Genomic DNA, 19182 nt, shown 5'->3' with positions numbered 1-19182 from the left:
GGGAATAATGGCTACCACAACCAAACCCAACGAAAAATACACCGACGACTACGGCATTGAGCGCACCCGGAAAGACGACCCGGGAGCGATAGAAAAGGCACGGGAGAAATACCCGTTTGTTGACCACATTATGCGCATGGTGGAGCGTTACGGATCGGAGGGCGGCAACCAGTTTGCCGCCGGTATTACCTATTACTCGGTGCTGTCACTATTTCCCATTGCCATGCTCATTGTGGCTATCGCCGCGACCGTCCTGGTTAACAAACCGGAGCTTTTGGAGCAGCTGCAGCAGCAAATCACCGACGCGGTTCCCGGTCAGTTCAGTGAAACCATCAATGAGATTCTGGAAAAGGCCATCGAGCAGCGCGGCGCTATGTTCGGAGTCGGTGGTTTGACCACCCTGTGGTCCGGGCTTAACTGGATGAACCACCTGCGCGTGGGAATTTCTTCCATGTGGGGCGTGGACGCCAATGACGGCGCGAAGAACTTTTTTATGAAGAAACTCAGCGACCTGGGCGGGCTCATCGGGCTGCTGGTTGCGCTGCTGATTGCCTTCGGTGTCACCGCCGCGGGTTCTTCCGGTCTTACTCAAAAGGTTTTTGAGATGGTGGGCATTGAATCCTTCCCCGGAATGAGCGTGATCATCTTCTTCGTTGGCCTGGCGGTTGGTTTGTTGGCTAACTTCATTGTTTTCATGTGGCTTATTGTTGTGCTTCCGCGGGTAAAAGTTCCCCGGAAATCCGGGCTCATCGGCGCGGCTATCGGCGCGGTGCTGTTTGAGGTTATCAAGCAGCTGTCCACCGTTATCATCTCCTCGGCCACCGGCAACCCAGCAGGTGCCGTTTTTGGCCCCGTCATAATCATCATGGTCATGATGTACCTGGTCTGGCGCGTGGTTCTCTACGTCTCCGCATGGACTGCTACAACTGAGGAATCAATGGACATCACCGAAGAGTCTGAAACTCCCGTGCCGGCGGTAATCCGGGTGCGTAATGAGATCAAGAAAGGCCCCTCCACCGGTGCTACCCTGGGCGTAGGCGCTTTGGTAGGAGCCGTTACCGTAAGTGCCTTGTCCCTATTTCGTAAAAAGTAGAGTGGAGTACTGATGGAAGCTCCGAACCTGTACCAGCACTATCGCCTAGATCCCAAGGAAAACTGCACCGCATTAGGCATCATTCTGGCCGGGCGGGACGCTGAACTTGCCAATCAGGGTCTGGGTGAATTCTCCCCGCGGCGCAAAGAGCTGACCACCGCGTACTCAGTGCTCAGTGATGACTCCCGGCGGGCTATCTACGATGAGGCCCTGCGGGCAGGCAGGGTGATTTCCTGGCAACAATTGGAATACTTAGGCAACTTCGACGAGTGGCCGCAAAGCTACACCGGGTGGACAGAACCGGATTACCAGACCGCACAAGCTGATTACCACAGTGCGAAGCCACTGAGGCAGGAAGAACCTTCCAAGCCGGTGCAGGACAATCCTTTTAGGTCGGCGCCGGAAAACCCTTTCAAGCCAGCGGAAGAAAGCCCTTACCCCAACCTGTTTACGCCCACGGCCACCCCGCAAGCTAATGCCGCCAATCCCGTGTTGGGCAGGCCTACCGGTGTGGTGGATTACGCCGCTATGGCCCAGCGGCCCACGGCAAAGAACCGCGCAATTGTGGCTATTCTTGACGTACTGATAGCAAGCTTCCTGTCCAGCATCGTGGCCGGACCGCTGCTGGGTATCTTTATCGACGAAGACGCGTTGGCAGTCTCCTTGTGGGCCATCTTCTTTGTGGCCTACATGGTTATACCGGAGGTGAAATGGGGCGGGTCCCTGGGTAAGAAACTGGCCGGATGGGAGGTCCGGGACGTGGAGACCCAGGAGCGTTTGACCTACCTGCAATCACTGAAGCGCAATTGGTTCCGCGCCGTCCAAATTATGCCCGGTCTGGGCCAGGTTTTCGGGTTTATCGGCGCGGTGGTCTCCATCGCTTCGGTTAATACCGAGAACGGTTTGCGCGGTGCCCACGACCGCTTTGCCGGCGCCGAGGTCTTAAGGAAAAAGTAGTCAGCGCAACCACCAGTGCGGCCGTAAGCGAAATTATTACCCAGCCCACCCATTCGTACGATTCGTCTGGTTGGGCTGGAGCCGTTTTCACCGGTTGTTGGCTCTCCTGCTGCATCGGGGTGGGGCTGGGCAGGGGAGTGGGTGAAGAACTGCTGTGAGCAACTGGCTCTAAGCTACCAATGCCTCCGCCCGGTGGCACTGCGTAGGCTTCATGCAACAATGCTTGGGCTTGCTGCCAACTGCGGTGGCCGCCTTCCACCACAGTGTCTAAGATAACGGCCATCAGCCTGCGGCCGTCCCGGTTGAGCGCACCCACAAAGGTGTGGTGGGCGTCGTCTGTAAAGCCGGTCTTGCCGCCTATCCCGTCCGGGTCGTTCATAAATAGCCCGTTGTCATTCCAGACCTCGTAGCCCTCTAAGTCACCGTATCCGGGGAAATCCACGTGCTCCGTGGCCGCAATCTCTGCAAATACCGGATTGTTAAAGGCAGCCTGGTAAATCAGCGCCATATCGTAGGCGGAGGTAGACATCCCGGCGGCATCTAGCCCGGAATAGCTGGCGGCATAGGTATCCGTGGTGCCCAGTTCCGTGGCAAGGGCATTGATCTTTGTCAGCGTGGTTTCCTCCCCGCCAAGTGCGGTGGCTAGGGCATGGGCGGCGTCGTTTCCACTAGCTAAAATCAGCCCTTGGAGCAGCTGCGTCACGCTATAGTGGCCGCCTTCACCTAACCCCACTGCGGACCCTTCCATCGCCGCATCCTCCCGGGTGGCGGTGATGACCAGCGCGGGATCTAGATCCCTGATGGCCACCAACGCCAGCAAGGCTTTGATAATGGATGCGGGCCGGTAGCGCCCGTGGGGGTCTTTCCACGCGATGATCTCACCGGTGTCAATATCGGTGATTATCCAGGCAGCACCAACTACTGATTCATCAACCCTAAAGCCTTCCGGGGCGGAGACACCGCAATCTGCGGTCCGGACGGGAGGTAGCGGGGCAGGGCTGGTTTGCCCCGGGCGTAGCTGTTCCGAGGTGGTTTCCGGCTCCGGTGGGAGCAAAGAGTGTGGGCAATCGTCTGTGTTGGGGGCAGTGGGCGCGGGAGTGCTGGAGGCAGGATTCGTGCTGTTAGTAAACGCGCTAGGCGCCGGCGCGGGGAACGCGGTGCTGGTGGCGGGCGTGGCCACGAAGGTGGCCAGCAGTAAGGCCGTAGGAAGTCTTTTCATGTTAGGTATACATTTTAGACCTACCGCCGGGAGGTGATTGAGGATAGACGCGCTTAAAAACTTCCCCAGTATCAAAAATCCAGGTTAGGAACGCCTTGTTGTCTTTGGGCACGCGTTGGTTTAGGAAAGTTGCCCGCAGACCTTTGCAAAGTACCGCTATGTAGAAAAACACCGCCCCGGCACCCTGAGCGCTTGGTAGTTTCCGCTGGTGTCTGGAAAGTACCTGAGCGCCCGGGGTTGTTGGGGCGGTGCGATGGCAGCTGTCTGGTTTGTTTAGAACTTGGAGAAACGCTTGACCAGCATGTCTTCAAGGGACTTCCACGCTGCTACGTGGTCGCTGTAAGGCTTGGATGGAACGTAACCGGCGTGGTCAGTAGAGCCCAGCATGTAGCTGAGGTAATCCTGGAAGCGCTCATTGGCCAGCATGAAGGAGTTAATTGAGTCATCACCTGCCCAGTCTGCGGCGTCGGCGCACAGCTCATAGCAGCGCCCCAGCTGGTCCGTGTCCACGGCCTCTGGGCCCTTTTCGATTGCCGTGGCTACGCCATTGAAGGAGTAGAGGTTATCCGGGTGGACTTCAACCTCCAATTCACCGGCGTTGGCGGCGGTCACCAGGTCCGGCCAGGTGGACACGCGAGCTAGGTCGTGGTCATCGTTTTCCATGATCCAGCGCACCAGCTGCTTGGAGGTGGGGAAGGTGAAAATCTCTCCCCACTTGCCTAGGAATACTGGTTTGCGGTTGACGTAAGTGCGCAGCGTGTAGGTGCTTTGAGAATTGATGGTGATTTTGACCGGGTCAATTCCGGCAGCAGCCCACGGAGATAGATCGTATGGGTCGGCTGCTTCTTTGGCGGCCTTGCGGCGCTCTTCTTCTTCCTTGCGGCGCAGCTCTGCTGCGGCGGTGGCATCAGCTATCCGGCGGGAGGCGTCTTCTTGCTGCGCGGAGTCCGCAACGGGTTCAGCCACGCGGGTGTTGGCGTCCAGGTTGGTAACCACAGCTTCCCAGTTGTGGAGGACAACCTGGCCCACACCGGACCATTCCTTGAGCCCCTCCGGGCCGGAGTAGTGATCCGCGCCGCGGGTGGTGTTGCGCAGAATGGAGTGGGTAGCAAAGAAGATAACGGCCTGTTCTGCGCCGGAAACGTGCGCCAAGGACTCAGCTAGCTCGAAGTTGCGGGCCACGGTGGACACGGCCTCATGACCTGGGCGTTCGGCTAATTTAGCTGGAAGCCCAATGAGGTCGTAGATATCCCGGTCAACGGGAACCACACGGGTGGCGTCCTTGGCGTTAAATTCCGGCCACTCGGGGTGAGTCTGCAAGTCGTGTTTAATGTCTGATTCTATAAAGCAGAGAAGCTCCTCTGGAGAGTTGAACAGTAAAACCGTTTCCTCGTTGCCCAGGAAGGCTTGCCATTCGGCTCCATTCTGGCGCCACTTGGGTGCCCATAGAGTGTAGAAGTCGCCTTCAGTTAGGGAAAGCTTGATAGGTACAATCGCGCGAGTGCTCATAACGTGATACTTTACCTAACCGCGCCGGCTTCTATCCTGTGGGTCTCCAGAAACCTTTAAAAGCCATGCCCATGTTGCTGGTCCGTAGCGGATTTGTTTGCACGGGACTGCCCGCTTCCACGAGCTTCCCGTCCCCGGCGTACATTGCCACGTGCCCGTCCCATACGGCTAGATCACCAGGTTGCAGCTCCCCGGCCGCCACCTGGCGGCCCACGGTCTGGTCCTGGGCCAAGCGGGGAAGTTCAATGCCAGCTTGCCGGTAGGACCACTGGGTAAACCCGGAGCAATCAAAGCCACTGCTGCCGGTCCCGCCCCAGCGGTAAGGGGTTCCTACTTTGGTGAGCGCAGCGTTGACCGCAGCTTGGCCGGCGGCGCTGCCCGTTGGGGTGGAAGAGCTACCCAGCGGGGCAACCGGAGTGACAGACGATAGCTTGGTTTTCTGTGCGCAGGGCAGCTCCTTGACCTGGTGGCCGTCTAGTTGGGAGGACCCTACGGTGGAGATGGCCTTCTTGGCGGCCAGTGTCAAAAGGGGGATTGCTAGCTGGGCAAGGTCGCTCACCAACCGGCCAATCCGGGCTAGTGCCTGGGAGAGGGCGTCCATGGCCACTTGGCGCAGTAGTGCCCGCGCGGCCGCTTGCACGGCGGGATTGGGCACTAGTAGTCCCAAGGCAATGGGCACGGCGGTGGCAAGGGCGCGTACGCCAATGCCCACTAGCTCCTGGAGGCATACCATCCCTAACTGCCGCCCCTGCTGCGTGATGGTGGCTATAGTTTCTTTATCGCCCAATAATTCCTGGGCCGCGTTTTCCACACGCGCCGCGCTGGCACCCGTTACCTGGGCCAGCTGTGTGGCGGCAGCCACAGCGGGAACGGCCGGTGTGGCCGCCCCCGGGATTGGCGACGGGGACAGTGATTGGATTTTACTGATGGCGGCTAGTATTTCTTGCACTTACATCACCTCCCGGAGGGCTGCGTAGGCACTGGCGGTGGCGTTGTCGGTTTCCATGGTGGCCCGCGTGGTGTCTGCGGCTAGGCGGGCGAGGTAGCCCAAGTCGCGGCGCAGGCTGGCGTCGCGTTCAACGATAGCCTGCTGCGCGGCATGCAGCGCCGTGCAGAATTCGGAAACCGCGCCCCCGGGATTGGGAGGTGCGTCAACCGTGTGGGTCCTGGATTGCTGGTCAAGCTCGCGGGCTAGCGCGAGCATGTGGTCTGGGTCAATGATGTAGGTCTTCATGCCACTTTTAGACTGGCGTTTGCGCCAATTGGTTCCCAATAGGGTTAACGTGATGCGGTCAGCGGCGCTAAAGTAGGGGCTATGGATATCCACGTAGTAGATCACCCGCTCGCAGCTTCCAGGCTGACCATTATGCGTGATGAGCGCAGCAACAACGCCGCGTTCCGCGCCGCTCTTAAAGACTTAGGTTCAATGTTGGTGTATGAAGCCTCACGCAATCTAGCGGTAGAGAACTTTGAGTGCCAGACCCCTGTGGCGGTGGCCACCGGCACCCGCTTGGAGGACCCGCCCATCATTGTCCCCATTATCCGCGCCGGACTGGGAATGATTGACCCCGCGTTATCGATGATTCCGGATGCCCAGGTGGGCTTCATTGGCATGGCACGCGATGAAGAAACCCATGAGCCGGTTCCGTATCTGGAGGCACTGCCGGAGGATCTCTCTGGGCGCACCGTATTTTTGATTGACCCAATGTTGGCTACGGGTGGTTCATTGCTGAACTCTATTGAGCTTTTGGTAGCCCGCGGGGCTACTGATATCACCGCCATCTGCATGGTTTCCGCGCAAAAGGGCGTGGACGCGTTGGAAGACTCCGGCTTGCCGGTGCGTTTGGTGACCGCCGTTATTGACCCAGACCTCAATGAGCACGCCTACATAGTGCCGGGCTTGGGCGACGCCGGTGACAGGCTCTACGGTCCACGCAACATTGACCTGTAGCTAAAAACCCCTTTTTGGAATAAACTCCCGGATATATCCAACCGCGCGCAGGGGGCACGCGGGGGTTAAAAAATATTCGGGGGTTTATTTTCATGGCTTTTGCTATTCATTCACTGGTTTGGTTGCGCTACGGGCACAATTTTTCAGAAAATCTCCGGGAACTGCGGCGGCGCCGGGGGCTGTCCGTCGTTGCCCTGGCGGAGCTGGCCGGGCTTTCCCGCAACCAGGTCTACAACCTGGAAAGGCGGCACCCTCACTGCGCTGACCCGCTGCTATCCACGGTCTTCAAGCTGGCGTTGGCACTTGAGGTCCCACCGGCGGTACTCATGCCGGGGGCAGCGCAGCTGGTGGACGGGCAGGGGCATCTAAAGGAACCGGATTGGTCGGTCTTAGTAGCGCCGCACCAGGTGGCTAAGTTCCCTGATTCTTACGTGGCCAACCGGCGTTCGTTGGCGCGCAAAGACGCCTTTTAGGGCACGCGTATTTAGGCCTCCTGGGGCCGCAGTCTAGACTAGACAGCGTTCATACCGAGGAGGACCCTAGTGACGCACAACATTTCTGATTACGTCAATGCGTGGTTCAATGACCACCGCAGTGAGGTCATTGGATGGCGCCGTCACATCCACCGCTACCCGGAAATATCCAACAATGAGGTCCTGACCACTAGTTATATAGCTGGTGTGTTGGAAAGCTACGGGATTTCCGTGCACCAATTCCCACAAACCGGTCTCATGGCGGACCTGGGGCCTGATACTGAAGCCGGGCGCTTAGCCTTTCGTGCAGACATTGACGCTTTGCCATTGCAGGAGGTCACCGGCCTGGAGTGTACCTCCGTCAACGCTGGGGTATGCCACGCGTGCGGGCACGACGTGCACACCACGGTAGTAATGGGAACTGCCTGCGCACTGGCAGATTATGACCGGGAGCATGGCCTGGAGTTTGGGGTGCGCTTTATTTTCCAGCCAGCCGAGGAAGTATGGGTGGGCGGTGCCACCGACGTCATCGAATGGGGTGCGCTGGAAGGCGTTAACTCCATCTACGCCATCCACGTTGAGCCCAAGCTGCGCGTTGGCCGGATTGGGGTGCGCGCCGGGGCCATTACTTCTGCTACTGACGTGGTGGACCTTAAAATCACGGGTCCGGGTGGGCACACCTCGCGCCCGCATCTTACTGCCGATGTGGTCTATGCGCTGGGCAAGGTCATCACGGAGCTGCCTGGCTTGCTGTCGCGGCGGGTGGATCCGCGCAGCGGCACCGTGTGGGTAGTAGGCCAGGTTAACGCGGGTTATGCGCCCAACGCCATGCCGGAAACGGGCGCGTTGAGCGGAACCATGCGCACGGCCGATATTGCCATCTGGCGTAAAATGCCCGAACTGACAGAGCAAACAATCGCGGAGATCCTGGCGCCCACCGGCTGCGAGCACGAGCTGAACTACCACCGCGGCGTTCCGCCGGTGCTCAATGATGACGCTTCGACTGCGTTGCTTTCAGCGGCCGCCAGTGCCATCGATCCGCAGGCTGTTGTCCAGGCCCCGCAGTCCTCCGGTGGGGAAGATTTCTCCTGGTACCTAGAGCACGTGCCGGGTTCCATGGCGCGGTTGGGGTGTTGGTCCGGGGAGGGCGAACAACACGATCTGCATATGGGGGACCTGACGGTGGATGAGCGTGCGATTGGCGTGGGCGTGAAGCTGTTTGGCTCCGTGGCGCAACAGTTTGGGGAAGCTAACTAACGCTCAACATGCGTTTTGCCCTCTGTGGACACTAGACTAGCGAGGAAGCTTTTTAACCCCCGAGCTATCTGTGCAAACAATTACAAGGAGCAAAACCCCCGTGACTGTAACTGAGGACAACATCCTGGATGACACCCACCGCATAATTATCATCGGCGGTGGGCCGGCGGGATATGAAGCCGCTATAACTGGTGCCAAATACGGCGCAGAAATCACCCTGATTGAAGAACAAGGCCCGGGTGGATCCTCGGTGCTCCTGGACTGTGTGCCTTCGAAGTCCTTCATTGCCGGGTCAAATATTCGCACCGACTTCCGTCGCGCGGAGGACATGGGGCTAAGTGATCAGCTCAGCCGCGTACAGCTGTCCTTGCCGGCGCTTAACAACCGTGTGGAAACACTGGCTGCGGAGCAGTCTGCTGACGTGCGCCGGGGCTTAGAAAACATTGGTGTGCGGATCATCGACGGACGTGGACGCTTCGCTGAGGATCAGTCGGGAATGGACAACTCCGCGCACCGGGTCATTGTCACTCACCGCGACGGCCGGGAAGAGTCGCTGGAGGCGGACCTTATTCTGCTGGCCACTGGTGCCACCCCGCGCGTGCTGCCCTCCGCCAAACCGGACGGGGAGAGGATCCTTTCCTGGCAGCAGGTCTACAGCCTTACTGAAGAGCCTGAGCACCTCATTGTGGTGGGCTCTGGTGTGACGGGCGCGGAGTTTGTCTCCGCCTTCGCGGAAATGGGCGTGAAGGTAACCATGGTGGCTTCCCGTGACCGGATTTTGCCCCATGATGACGCGGACGCCGCTGATGTCTTGGAGCAGGTCTTGGCCGGCCGTGGCGTAGAACTGGAAAAGAACTGCCGCGTGGAGGCCGTCAAGCGTACCGAAGACGGCGGCGTCATTGTGGAAACTCAGGACGGCCGTGAGATCCGCGGCTCTCACGTCATCATGTCCATTGGCTCCATCCCCAACACTAAAGACTTGGGGCTAGAGCACGTGGGGGTTAAAACCGCTAAGTCCGGGCACATTCACGTTGACCGGGTATCGCGTACCAACGTCTCCGGCATCTACGCCGCCGGGGATTGTTCCGACCTGTTCCCGCTGGCCTCCGTGGCCGCCATGCAGGGCCGTATTGCGATGTACCACTTCCTGGGGGAGGGCGTGTCCCCGCTGCGGTTGAAGACCGTGGCAACGGCCGTATTTACCCGGCCGGAGATTGCCGCCGTGGGCTTTACCCAGGCGGAGGCGGAGGCCGCCGGTCCCGGTGTGCGTTCGGTGATGATGCCGCTCAACACCAACCCGCGCGCTAAGATGCGCTCGCTGAACTTCGGCTTTGTCAAGCTGTTTTGCCGGGACACTTCCGGCCGCGTGATTGGCGGCGTGGTGGTAGCGCCTACCGCTTCGGAGCTGATTTTGCCTATCGCCGTGGCGGTGGCCAACAACCTCACTGTCAAGCAGCTAGCGGAGTCCTTTGCGGTGTACCCGTCGCTTTCCGGCACCATTACCGAAGCCGCTCGCCGGCTGATTTCCCGCGACGATTTGGAGTAATGAGGCCGCTCGCTGGCCCCGGGCCTGGGCCTTAGCGGGTGTCGTAGGAGGTGTCCCACGACGCTGACCATGTGCGTGTTCATCGGCCTGGGCCTTAGCGGGTGTCGTAGGAGGTGTCCCACGACCGGTTGAGGTCCAGGTGGACTGGTCGCCCGGCTTGTGGCAGCGCACGTTGCGGGCAGGCTGGGCGGGGGCAGGACTTACAGCCCGGGCCAATGGGGGTGGCTGAGGCGATATCAACGTTGAGTGCGTCAGCGTAGACCAGCCGGTCCGCCTGGGAAATGTCACAGCCAAGTCCCACCACAAATTCCTTGCGTGGAGTACCCCAGGATTTTGCTTGCCCCTGTACAAACCGCGCTATCCACAGGTGCGCGTGACCGTCCGGCATAGCGGCAACTTGCCTCGTGATGCGGTTGGGGGTTTCAAAAGCGCGGTGGACAATCCACAGCGGGCAAGACCCGCCGCTGCGCGCGAAGTGAAATGATGACGCTGACTGCCGTTTGGAGATGTTGCCGGCGCGGTCGGTGCGGATGAATGAGAACGGCACGCCCTTGTTTCCCGGCCGCTGGAGGGTGGACAGGCGCTGCGCGGTGGTTTCAAAGCCGGTGCCAAAAATCCCCGAGATGACGTCTATGTCGTAGCGGGTTTGCTCCGCGGTATCTAGGAAAGCCGTGTAGGGCATGGTCACCGCGGCCGCGAAGTATTGTGCCAGGCCGAGCGTGGCTATGTGCTGGGTTTCGCCAGGGGCAAGCTCGGAGACCAGGTTGGCGGTCAAGTCGGTCAACCCGATGAGGCAGTACTGCAACGCCATTTCGAAGACCAGCTGGGCTTCCGTTAGCCCGGCGCGTAAGTACAACCGACGGGAGTCCGGGTCAAAGCGGCGGCGGTCGCCGCTACGGCCAAAACGGACGGTGACCTGAAGTTCCTCTTCCAAGCGGGCGGCAAGGTTGCCCCGCCGCAGCACGCCGTCCCCTATTTCCCCTGCCAGCTCCTCGGCTAATACATCCAATTCGTGGATGTAGTTGTGGGCCTCATAGAAAAAGTCCCGGACCTCGTCGAAGGGCTGCCGCAGTGCGGCGGGGGCGGCCTGTGCAGTGCGTAGTAGCTGCGGTACGAGCTCGGGGTAGCGGGCAGCTAAGTCTGTGAGGGTTTCCTCCCCGGCGTCGGGGAACAAGGTTCGCAGCTCAGAGATGGCGCGCAGGTCCCGGGCAGGGGAGAAGTAGGCAGCCTCCACGTTAAAACGCTGGGTGAGCTGCATTAATACCGTTACCGTCAGTGGCCGCTGGTTGTTTTCTAGTTGGTTGAGGTAACTGGTGGATAACCCCAGCCGCTGGGCCATCTCCACTTGAGTGAGACCGTGGGTCTTGCGCAGTGAGTGGATTCTTGCCCCCGCGTAGTGCTTTGCCACGACCGACTCCCTTCAAGATTTCCCGTTGAACTGCAAGTTTTGCAGCTTTCGCAAATAACTCACTTCTATGACACAACTTTATACACTACACACTTGTGGCTTGGAGCACTTTTAAAACAATAGAGTGGGGAGCATTACATACAGTGATGGACCGCACACGTTTGCAAAGGAGCACTGCCAATGATTGAGCACCAAGTACGCACCCGCAAGTCCGCAGAGGACTTCCCCTACGAAGAGCACCTGGCCTACAAGATTGCCAAGGTTGCCGTGGACCCGGTGGAGGTCCCGCAGGAAACTAAGGACATGATCATCAACCGGATCATTGACAACGCTTCGGTGGCGGTGGCCTCCGTGTCGCGCGGCCCGGTGACCTCCGCCCGCGTCATCGCGCAGGCCCATCCGCAGCCAGTAAACGCGGAAGGCAAAAGCTGCAACGCCGGGCAGGGCGCGGAAATCTTTGGCGTGGACGGCAAGTACTCCGCCGAGTGGGCGGCCTTTGCCAACGGCACCGCCGTGCGCGAGCTGGACTACCACGACACCTTCCTGGCCGCGGAATACTCCCACCCGGGAGACAATATCCCGCCCATCCTGGCAGTAGCCCAGCACAAGGGCCTAGACGGCAAGGCGCTGCTGCGCGGCCTGGCCACCGGCTACGAAATCCAGGTGAACCTGGTTAAGGGCATGAGCCTGCACGAGTGGAAGATTGACCACGTGGCACACCTGGGGCCGTCAGCTGCGGCCGGTATTGGAACCATGCTGGACCTGGACGTGGACACCATCTACCAGGCCATTGGCCAGGCACTACACACCACCACCGCCACCCGACAGTCCCGCAAGGGACTCATTTCCTCCTGGAAGGCCTCCGCACCCGCCTTTGCCGGCAAGATGGCCATTGAGGCTGTGGACCGCGCCATGCGCGGGGAGGGCGCGCCGGCACCGATTTGGGAGGGTGAGGACGGGTTCATCGCCTGGATGCTGCACTCCCCGGAGCGCACCTACACCATCCCGCTGCCGGCCGAGGGGGAGGAAAAACGCGCCATCTTGGACACCTACACTAAGGAGCACTCTGCGGAGTACCAGTCCCAGGCACCCATCGACCTGGCGCGGCGCATGCGCGAGACCATCAAGGAACGCGGCCTAGAGCTTGCCGATGTCGCCTCTATCGTCTTGCACACCTCGCACCACACCCACTACGTCATTGGCACCGGCGCCAACGATCCCCAGAAAATGGACCCCAAGGCCACCCGTGAGACCTTGGACCACTCCATCATGTACATCTTCGCCGTGGCTTTGGAAGACGGCGGCTGGCACCACGTGGACTCCTATGCGCCGGAGCGCGCCGGGCGCCCGGAAACCGTGGAGCTATGGCACAAAATCTCCACCATCGAGGACCCGGAGTGGACCCGCCGCTACCACTCCACCGACCCGGAAGAAAAGGCCTTCGGTGCCAAGGCAGTCATCACCTTTAAAGACGGCACCGTCATCGAAGATGAGATGGCTGTAGCTGACGCTCACCCGCTAGGCGAGCGCCCCTTTGGCCGTGAGCAGTACATCAAGAAGTTCCGCACGCTGGCCAAGGGAATTGTCGCAGAGGAAGAGCAGGACCGTTTCCTGGCCGCCGCAGAGAACGTGGAGCAGCTCACCGACTTGAGCGAGCTTAACGTCCGCGTGACCGAAGACGCCCTAGCCAAGGCACCGAAGACCCCAGGAGGGATCTTCTAATGGCAGGGCTTTTTGGTTCCACTATTTCCAACGCGGAAAAGCGCCGCCGCTTCCGGGAGGCGCTGAGCGCCCCGGAAATCACCACGCTGCCCGGCGCGTTCAACCCGCTCACGGCCAGGCTCATCCAGGACATCGGCGGCTTCGGGGGCGTGTACATCTCCGGAGCAGTGCTGGCCAACGACTTAGGGCTGCCGGACATTGGGCTGACCACGCTGACCGAGGTGGCCACCCGCGCCGGGCAGATAGCCCGCGTGACCGACCTGCCCGTTCTGGTGGATGCTGACACCGGCTTTGGTGAGCCCATGTCCGCCGCCCGCACCGTAGCCGCGCTAGAAGACGCCGGCCTGGCCGGCTGCCACCTGGAGGACCAGATTAATCCCAAGCGCTGCGGGCACCTGGACGGCAAAGAAGTTGTGCCCACCGACCTGATGGTGCGCCGGATTTCCGCCGCCGCCAAGGAACGCCGCGATGACAATTTCATCATTTGCGCCCGCACCGACGCCGCCGGGATTAACGGAATTGATGACGCCATTGAGCGCGCCAAGGCCTACGCAGGTGCCGGGGCGGACATGATCTTCACAGAGGCCCTCTACAGCGAGGCGGACTTTGAGAAGTTCCGCGCCGCCGTGGACGTGCCCCTGCTGGCGAACATGACCGAGTTTGGCAAGACCGAGCTGTTGACCGCGCGCACGTTGGAAAACATTGGCTATAACGCCGTCATTTGGCCGGTGTCCACCTTCCGGGTGTGCATGGGTGCCACTGAGAATTTCCTGCGGGACCTAAAAGAAACCGGCATCCAGACCGCGTGGCTAGAGCGGATGCAACACCGCTCCCGCCTCTACGAGCTAGTCCGCTACAACGAATACAACGACTTTGACCAGTCAGTATTTACCTACTCGCAGGAAAACTACCGTCCCACCTTCACCTAAACACCGCAACAATCTCCCCGCCACCCGGCGGGGGAGAACCACCCCTTCAATCCAAGTTCGCGCGGGGGCAGAAAGTTCTAAAACAGCCGCCGCGCCCCAAGCACAAGGAGTACCACATGTCTGACAAGAACCCAGAAATCCGCAAAGGCCTCTACGGCGTAGTAGTTGATAAGACCGCTATTTCCAAGGTTGTCCCGGAAACCAACTCGCTGACCTACCGCGGCTATCCCGTCCAAGAACTGGCCCGCTACTGCACCTTCGAGGAAGTGGCCTACCTGCTGTGGAACGGCAAGCTACCCGGCCAGGAAACCCTCATCCGCTTCTCCGCGCGGGAGAAGGCGCTGCGCCACCTGGACCGCCACCTCATTGACCTGATCACCTCCATGCCCAAGTCCTGTCACCCCATGGACGTGCTGCGCACCGCGATTTCCTATATTGGTGCCTCCGACCCGGAGTCCTACACCAAAGACTCCGAGCACATCCGCCGCACCGCGCTGGAGCTGATGGCCAAGATTCCCACCATCATCGCGCTGGATATCCGCCGCCGCCGGGGAGAGAGCTACATCGAGCCCTCCCGCAAGAAGGGCTTTGCGGAAAACTTCCTGTGGATGGTTTTCGGTGATGAGGAAGGCTCACCAGCCAACAACCGCGCGGACATTGAGGCTTTTGACAAGTCGCTCATCCTGTACGCGGAGCACTCCTTCAACGCCTCCACCTTTGCCGCCCGCGTGGTCACCTCCACCATGTCTGATACCTACTCGGCTATCGCTGCGGCCATCGGCGCTTTGAAAGGCCCGCTGCACGGCGGCGCGAATGAGGCCGTGATGCACAACTTCATCGAAATCGATGACCCGGCCAAGACCGAGGAGTGGACGCTCAACCGGCTCAAGAACAAGGACCTGGTCATGGGCTTTGGCCACCGCGTCTACAAAAACGGTGACTCCCGCGTGCCCACCATGTCCGAGGCCTTCCGCGAGCTGGCCAAGGCCCACGGCCAGGAAAAATGGGTGGAGATGTACGACATCATGGAAAAGACCATGTATGACAACACCTCCATCAAGATCCAGCCCAACCTGGACTTCCCAGCCGGCCCGGCGTACTACATCCTGGGCTTTGATATTGAGTTCTTCACCCCCATCTTTGTGATGGCTCGTATCACCGGCTGGACCGCCCACATCGTGGAGCAAAACGAAAACAACTCGCTCATCCGCCCGCTGTCCGCGTACTGCGGGGAGGAGCAGCGCTCAGTGCCGCCAAAGAGCCACTAGTGGGCGGTCACTGACCCGCACCCTAAATAGGGGAGGAGGGCCAATCCTGGGGATGGCCCTCTTTTTGCTGCCCGGCACCGCGTGGGCGATAGCCAGTTATTTGGGGGTGATAATAATTACACCCGGTGTACTGGCGGTGCATGATCTTTATAGCGGATTTCCGATAAATGCGATTTCTGTCAAGCTATAGTGTTGGCTATGTTCGTGCTTCAATAATCCGAAAGGAAACCCAACCTGTGACTGCTTCTTTCAAGAAAATCTTGGTAGCCAACCGAGGGGAAATTGCGGTTCGCGCCTTCCGCGCCGCTTTTGAAACCGGTGCCAAAACCGTAGCCATCTATCCCCGCGAGGACCGCAACTCCTTCCACCGGGCTTTTGCCGGGGAGGCCGTGCGTATTGGTACTGAAGGTGCCCCCGTCAAGGCCTACCTAGACGTCGCGGAAGTTATCCGCGCTGCCAAGAAAACCGGCGCGGACGCCATCTACCCGGGCTACGGTTTTCTTTCGGAGCGCACCGAGTTAGCCCAGGCCTGTGTGGACAACGGAATTAAGTTCATTGGCCCCAGCCCGGCCACGCTTGACCTCACCGGTGACAAAGCCGCAGCGGTAGCCGCAGCAAAAGCTGCTGGCCTGCCTATTCTGCAAGACTCCGAGCCCACCACTGACCTGGACAAGCTGGAAGAATACTCCAAAGACTTCAATTTCCCGCTCTTTGTCAAAGCTGTTTCCGGCGGTGGCGGACGTGGGATGCGCTTCGTCGAAAACGCGCAGGAGCTGCGTGAGAAGTGCGCAGAGGCCTCCCGTGAGGCAGAGGCGGCCTTCGGCGACGGTCAGGTTTACCTAGAAACTGCGGTCATCAAACCGCAGCACATTGAAATTCAGATCCTGGCGGACTCGCAAGGAAACGTCATCCACCTCTACGAGCGCGACTGCTCCGTGCAACGCCGCCACCAAAAGGTAGTGGAAGTAGCCCCAGCGCCCAGTCTAGACCCAGAACTCCGCGATAAAATTTGCGCAGACGCCGTCCGGTTTTCCCAGCACATCAACTACGAAGGTGCCGGAACAGTGGAATTCCTGGTTGATGAAAACGGCAACCACGTATTCATTGAGATGAACCCCCGTGTGCAGGTTGAGCACACTGTCACTGAGGAAATCACCGGCGTTGATATTGTCAAAGCCCAGATGGAAATCGCCGCCGGGGCCAGCTTGGCAGACCTGGGTCTCAAGCAGGAAAACATCTCAATTACTGGCTCCGCCCTACAGTGCCGCATTACCACCGAAGACCCGGCCAACGGCTTCCGCCCTGACACCGGAACACTCACCCAATACCGCTCACCGGGTGGTGCCGGCGTGCGTCTTGACGGCGCCACCTCCGTTGGCGCGGAGGTCTCGCCTAACTTCGACTCCCTGTTGGTGAAGGTGACTTGCCGCGGCGCGAACTTCGAAGAGGCCGTAGCGCGTGCCAAACGTGCCCTCAACGAATTTACGGTGGCAGGTGTTGCCACCAATATCGGCTTCTTGCGGGCTCTGCTGCGCGAACCCGATTTCGTGGGCAAGCGCGTAGATACCGGATTCATCGAAAACCACCCGGACCTACTCAAAGCCCCACATGCGGTGGATGAGACCGGGCGGATCATTGACTACATCGCGGACGTAACGGTAAACCAGCCCAACGGCCCTTGCCCTACCGCGCTGCGTCCGCACGAGAAGATCCCACCCTTCCAGCGCGGAGAGGAGCTGCCTCGCGGTTCGCGCGATGACCTGCTGGAGCTAGGCCCCAAGGCGTGGGCGGAGAAAATCCGCAAGCAGGACGCCCTGGCCGTGACGGACACCACGTTCCGTGACGCCCACCAGTCCCTGCTGGCTACTCGCGTGCGCGGCACCGCCCTGGTGACCGCAGCTGAATCCGTGGCGCGACTCACCCCACAGCTCTACTCCGTAGAGGCCTGGGGCGGCGCGACCTACGACGTAGCCATGCGCTTCCTCAAAGAAGACCCCTGGGTACGCCTGGACCTGCTGCGTGAGGCCATGCCTAACCAAAACATTCAGATGCTGCTGCGCGGCCGCAACACGGTGGGCTACAGCCCTTACTCGGACAAGGTATGCCACGCCTTCGTGGAGGAGGCTGCGCGGTCCGGCATTGACGTCTTCCGCATCTTTGACGCCCTCAATGATGTCTCCCAGATGCGCCCCGCGATTGACGCCGTGCTGGAAACGGGCACCACGGTGGCTGAGGTAGCCATGAGCTACTCGGGGGACATGTGCTCCCCGAAGGAAGACCTCTATACGCTGGATTACTACCTCAAGCTGGCGGAGCAAATTGTGGGCACCGGCGCTCACGTTTTGGCCATCAAGGACATGGCTGGGCTGCTGCGCCCCGAATCCGCTTCGGTGTTGGTGAAGGCTCTGCGCAAGGAATTTGACCTGCCGGTCCACGTGCACACGCACGACACCGCCGGCGGCCAACTAGCAACGTACTACGCGGCGGCGCTTGCCGGCGCGGACGCCGTGGACGGCGCCTCCGCGCCACTCGGTGGCACTACCTCGCAGCCTTCGCTGTCCGCCATCGTGGCCGCGTTTGCCAACACCCCGCGCGATACCGGCCTGGACCTGCAGGCTATCTGCGACCTGGAACCCTACTGGGAGGCAGTCCGCGAGCTCTACCATCCGTTTGAAAACGGCATTCCCGGCCCCACCGGGCGCGTCTACAAGCACGAAATTCCCGGCGGGCAGCTGTCCAACCTTCGCGCCCAGGCAACCGCCTTGGGGCTGGCAGACCGCTTTGAGGTCATCGAGGATAACTACGCGGCCGTCAACGAAATGCTGGGCCGCCCAACCAAGGTCACTCCTTCTTCCAAGGTGGTAGGTGACCTGGCCCTGCACCTGGTTGGCGCGGGGGTTTCTCCGGAAGAGTTTGAGGCAGACCCACAAAAGTACGATATCCCTGACTCCGTCATCGCGTTCCTGCGGGGGGAGCTGGGAACTCCTCCAGGTGGCTGGCCCCCGTTGCGCGACAAGGTGCTTGAAGGGCGTGCGCCCGGGGAGGTTCAGGTCAAGGACGTTCCCGCAGAGGAAGTTGAGCACCTAGAGTCCTCCGATCCCAAAGAACGCCGCGCAAGTATCAACCGCCTCCTTTTCCCCAAGCAGTTCGAAGAGTTCAACGAATTCCGGCGCACCTACGGCAACACCGAAGCGCTTTCAGACACGTTGTTCCTCTACGGCATGGACGAAGGCAAAGAGCACACCGTGCACTACTTCCCGTCCGGCTCCACCGACCGCGCAGATATCAAGCACTTCACGGTGCGGTTTGACGCGTTGGGCGAGCCCGACGAAAAGGGCATGCGCAACATGGTGCTCAGCGTCAACGGCCAGATCCGCCCGATCAAGGTCCGCGATAACAACGTCGAATCCACCGTGGCTACGGTGGAGAAGGCAGACCCTTCCAACAAGGGACACGTGGCCGCGCCTTTTGCCGGCGTGGTTACGCCAACCATCGAAGTTGGAGCCAAGGTAAAGGCCGGTGACCAAGTGGCGGTCATCGAGGCAATGAAGATGGAAGCCTCTATCTCCGCCACGCAGGACGGCACGGTCGAAAGGATTGCCGTGGGCCAGGTGACCAAGGTCGAAGGCGGGGACCTCATCGCCGTTATCGGCTGAAACGGGTTTATCCAGGGCTAGCTGGCCCCAGCTGGGCCCGGCCGGGGGGCAACATTTTCTCCCGTGGGGCCTGGCCAGCCCGGCCAGTCCGGCCAGTCCGGCCCAGCTGACGTCGGCACCAACGCAGGCACCAACGCCGCCAAAAAGCCGGTGGCGGCACGAAAATCCCCGCTAGTTCCAGGTGAACTAGCGGG

General features: G+C 60.3%; 15 protein-coding genes. 10 read left to right on the top strand and 5 right to left on the bottom strand.

Going from position 1 to position 19182, the window contains the following annotated elements; all coding sequences use genetic code 11:
• Window positions 1-7 precede the first annotated feature (7 nt).
• Both F4V58_RS09350 and F4V58_RS09345 read left to right on the top strand, forming a co-directional pair.
• Window positions 8-1093 carry a YihY/virulence factor BrkB family protein gene (locus F4V58_RS09350; RefSeq protein WP_075735389.1) on the top strand — a complete coding sequence of 362 codons (1086 nt, stop codon included), beginning with the start codon at window positions 8-10 and terminating at the stop codon, window positions 1091-1093.
• Window positions 1094-1105: 12 nt separating this feature from the next.
• Entirely contained in the window at window positions 1106-2050 is a 945-nt protein-coding gene (locus F4V58_RS09345; RefSeq protein ID WP_075735387.1) for an RDD family protein, read from the top strand.
• Here the strand turns inward: F4V58_RS09345 and F4V58_RS09340 are convergent.
• The 4 genes from F4V58_RS09340 to F4V58_RS09325 form a co-directional block, all read right to left on the bottom strand.
• On the bottom strand, window positions 1980-3269 hold the full coding sequence (locus F4V58_RS09340) for a D-alanyl-D-alanine carboxypeptidase (RefSeq protein ID WP_075735385.1): 1290 nt from the start codon (window positions 3267-3269) through the stop codon (window positions 1980-1982). The genes F4V58_RS09345 and F4V58_RS09340 overlap by 71 nt on opposite strands.
• A 273-nt stretch (window positions 3270-3542) precedes the next feature.
• On the bottom strand, window positions 3543-4778 hold the full coding sequence (locus F4V58_RS09335) for a hypothetical protein (RefSeq protein WP_075735383.1): 1236 nt from the start codon (window positions 4776-4778) through the stop codon (window positions 3543-3545).
• A 31-nt stretch (window positions 4779-4809) separates the two neighbouring features.
• Complete coding sequence (locus F4V58_RS09330) at window positions 4810-5727, bottom strand: C40 family peptidase (protein ID WP_084559755.1); 918 nt, start codon at window positions 5725-5727, stop codon at window positions 4810-4812.
• Window positions 5728-6012 (bottom strand): hypothetical protein, encoded by a 285-nt coding sequence (locus F4V58_RS09325; RefSeq protein WP_150385782.1) that lies wholly within the window; start codon window positions 6010-6012, stop codon window positions 5728-5730. It abuts the gene before it with no gap.
• An 81-nt stretch (window positions 6013-6093) separates the two neighbouring features.
• Between F4V58_RS09325 and upp the strand changes: the two genes are divergently transcribed.
• The 4 genes from upp to F4V58_RS09305 all read left to right on the top strand — a co-directional run bounded on the left by upp (window position 6094) and on the right by F4V58_RS09305 (window position 10005).
• The gene (gene upp, locus F4V58_RS09320; protein ID WP_075735379.1) at window positions 6094-6729 is read left to right on the top strand and encodes a uracil phosphoribosyltransferase; all 636 of its coding nucleotides are present in this window, start codon (window positions 6094-6096) and stop codon (window positions 6727-6729) included.
• Window positions 6730-6821: 92 nt separating this feature from the next.
• Window positions 6822-7202, top strand: coding sequence for a helix-turn-helix domain-containing protein (locus F4V58_RS09315; RefSeq protein WP_075735377.1), 381 nt, complete (start codon window positions 6822-6824; stop codon window positions 7200-7202).
• Between the two features lie 69 nt (window positions 7203-7271).
• Window positions 7272-8459, top strand: coding sequence for an amidohydrolase (locus F4V58_RS09310; protein ID WP_075735375.1), 1188 nt, complete (start codon window positions 7272-7274; stop codon window positions 8457-8459).
• Between the two features lie 121 nt (window positions 8460-8580).
• Window positions 8581-10005, top strand: coding sequence for an NAD(P)H-quinone dehydrogenase (locus F4V58_RS09305; RefSeq protein ID WP_075736671.1), 1425 nt, complete (start codon window positions 8581-8583; stop codon window positions 10003-10005).
• Window positions 10006-10099: 94 nt separating this feature from the next.
• Here the strand turns inward: F4V58_RS09305 and F4V58_RS09300 are convergent, their stop codons facing one another.
• Window positions 10100-11413 (bottom strand): short-chain fatty acyl-CoA regulator family protein, encoded by a 1314-nt coding sequence (locus F4V58_RS09300; protein WP_075735373.1) that lies wholly within the window; start codon window positions 11411-11413, stop codon window positions 10100-10102.
• A gap of 180 nt (window positions 11414-11593) precedes the next feature.
• Here F4V58_RS09300 and prpD point away from each other — a divergent pair, with 180 nt between their 5' ends.
• The 4 genes from prpD (at window position 11594) to F4V58_RS09280 (ending at window position 18988) form a co-directional block, all read left to right on the top strand.
• Window positions 11594-13135, top strand: coding sequence for a 2-methylcitrate dehydratase PrpD (gene prpD, locus F4V58_RS09295; RefSeq protein ID WP_075735371.1), 1542 nt, complete (start codon window positions 11594-11596; stop codon window positions 13133-13135).
• Complete coding sequence (prpB, locus tag F4V58_RS09290) at window positions 13135-14064, top strand: methylisocitrate lyase (protein WP_075735369.1); 930 nt, start codon at window positions 13135-13137, stop codon at window positions 14062-14064. The genes prpD and prpB overlap by 1 nt, the downstream gene beginning before the upstream one ends.
• A 116-nt stretch (window positions 14065-14180) precedes the next feature.
• Entirely contained in the window at window positions 14181-15332 is a 1152-nt protein-coding gene (locus F4V58_RS09285; RefSeq protein ID WP_075735367.1) for a bifunctional 2-methylcitrate synthase/citrate synthase, read from the top strand.
• A 236-nt stretch (window positions 15333-15568) separates the two neighbouring features.
• On the top strand, window positions 15569-18988 hold the full coding sequence (locus F4V58_RS09280; protein ID WP_075735365.1) for a pyruvate carboxylase: 3420 nt from the start codon (window positions 15569-15571) through the stop codon (window positions 18986-18988).
• Window positions 18989-19182 lie beyond the last annotated feature (194 nt).

The sequence above is a fragment of the Corynebacterium phocae genome (assembly GCF_008693075.1).
Lineage (GTDB): Bacteria > Actinomycetota > Actinomycetes > Mycobacteriales > Mycobacteriaceae > Corynebacterium > Corynebacterium phocae.
This window is presented reverse-complemented; position numbering and strand designations above follow the sequence as displayed.

Bases quoted from the DNA above. Each gene is read 5' to 3' on its own strand.
- prpB (WP_075735369.1), top strand. From the start codon at position 13,135: ATGGCAGGGCTTTTTGGTTCCACTATTTCCAACGCGGAAAAGCGCCGC.
- prpD (WP_075735371.1), top strand. From the start codon at position 11,594: ATGATTGAGCACCAAGTACGCACCCGCAAGTCCGCAGAGGACTTCCCC.
- F4V58_RS09335 (WP_075735383.1), bottom strand. From the start codon at position 4,778: ATGAGCACTCGCGCGATTGTACCTATCAAGCTTTCCCTAACTGAAGGC.
- upp (WP_075735379.1), top strand. From the start codon at position 6,094: ATGGATATCCACGTAGTAGATCACCCGCTCGCAGCTTCCAGGCTGACC.
- F4V58_RS09350 (WP_075735389.1), top strand. From the start codon at position 8: ATGGCTACCACAACCAAACCCAACGAAAAATACACCGACGACTACGGC.
- F4V58_RS09285 (WP_075735367.1), top strand. From the start codon at position 14,181: ATGTCTGACAAGAACCCAGAAATCCGCAAAGGCCTCTACGGCGTAGTA.
- F4V58_RS09315 (WP_075735377.1), top strand. From the start codon at position 6,822: ATGGCTTTTGCTATTCATTCACTGGTTTGGTTGCGCTACGGGCACAAT.
- F4V58_RS09340 (WP_075735385.1), bottom strand. From the start codon at position 3,269: ATGAAAAGACTTCCTACGGCCTTACTGCTGGCCACCTTCGTGGCCACG.
- F4V58_RS09325 (WP_150385782.1), bottom strand. From the start codon at position 6,012: ATGAAGACCTACATCATTGACCCAGACCACATGCTCGCGCTAGCCCGC.
- F4V58_RS09345 (WP_075735387.1), top strand. From the start codon at position 1,106: ATGGAAGCTCCGAACCTGTACCAGCACTATCGCCTAGATCCCAAGGAA.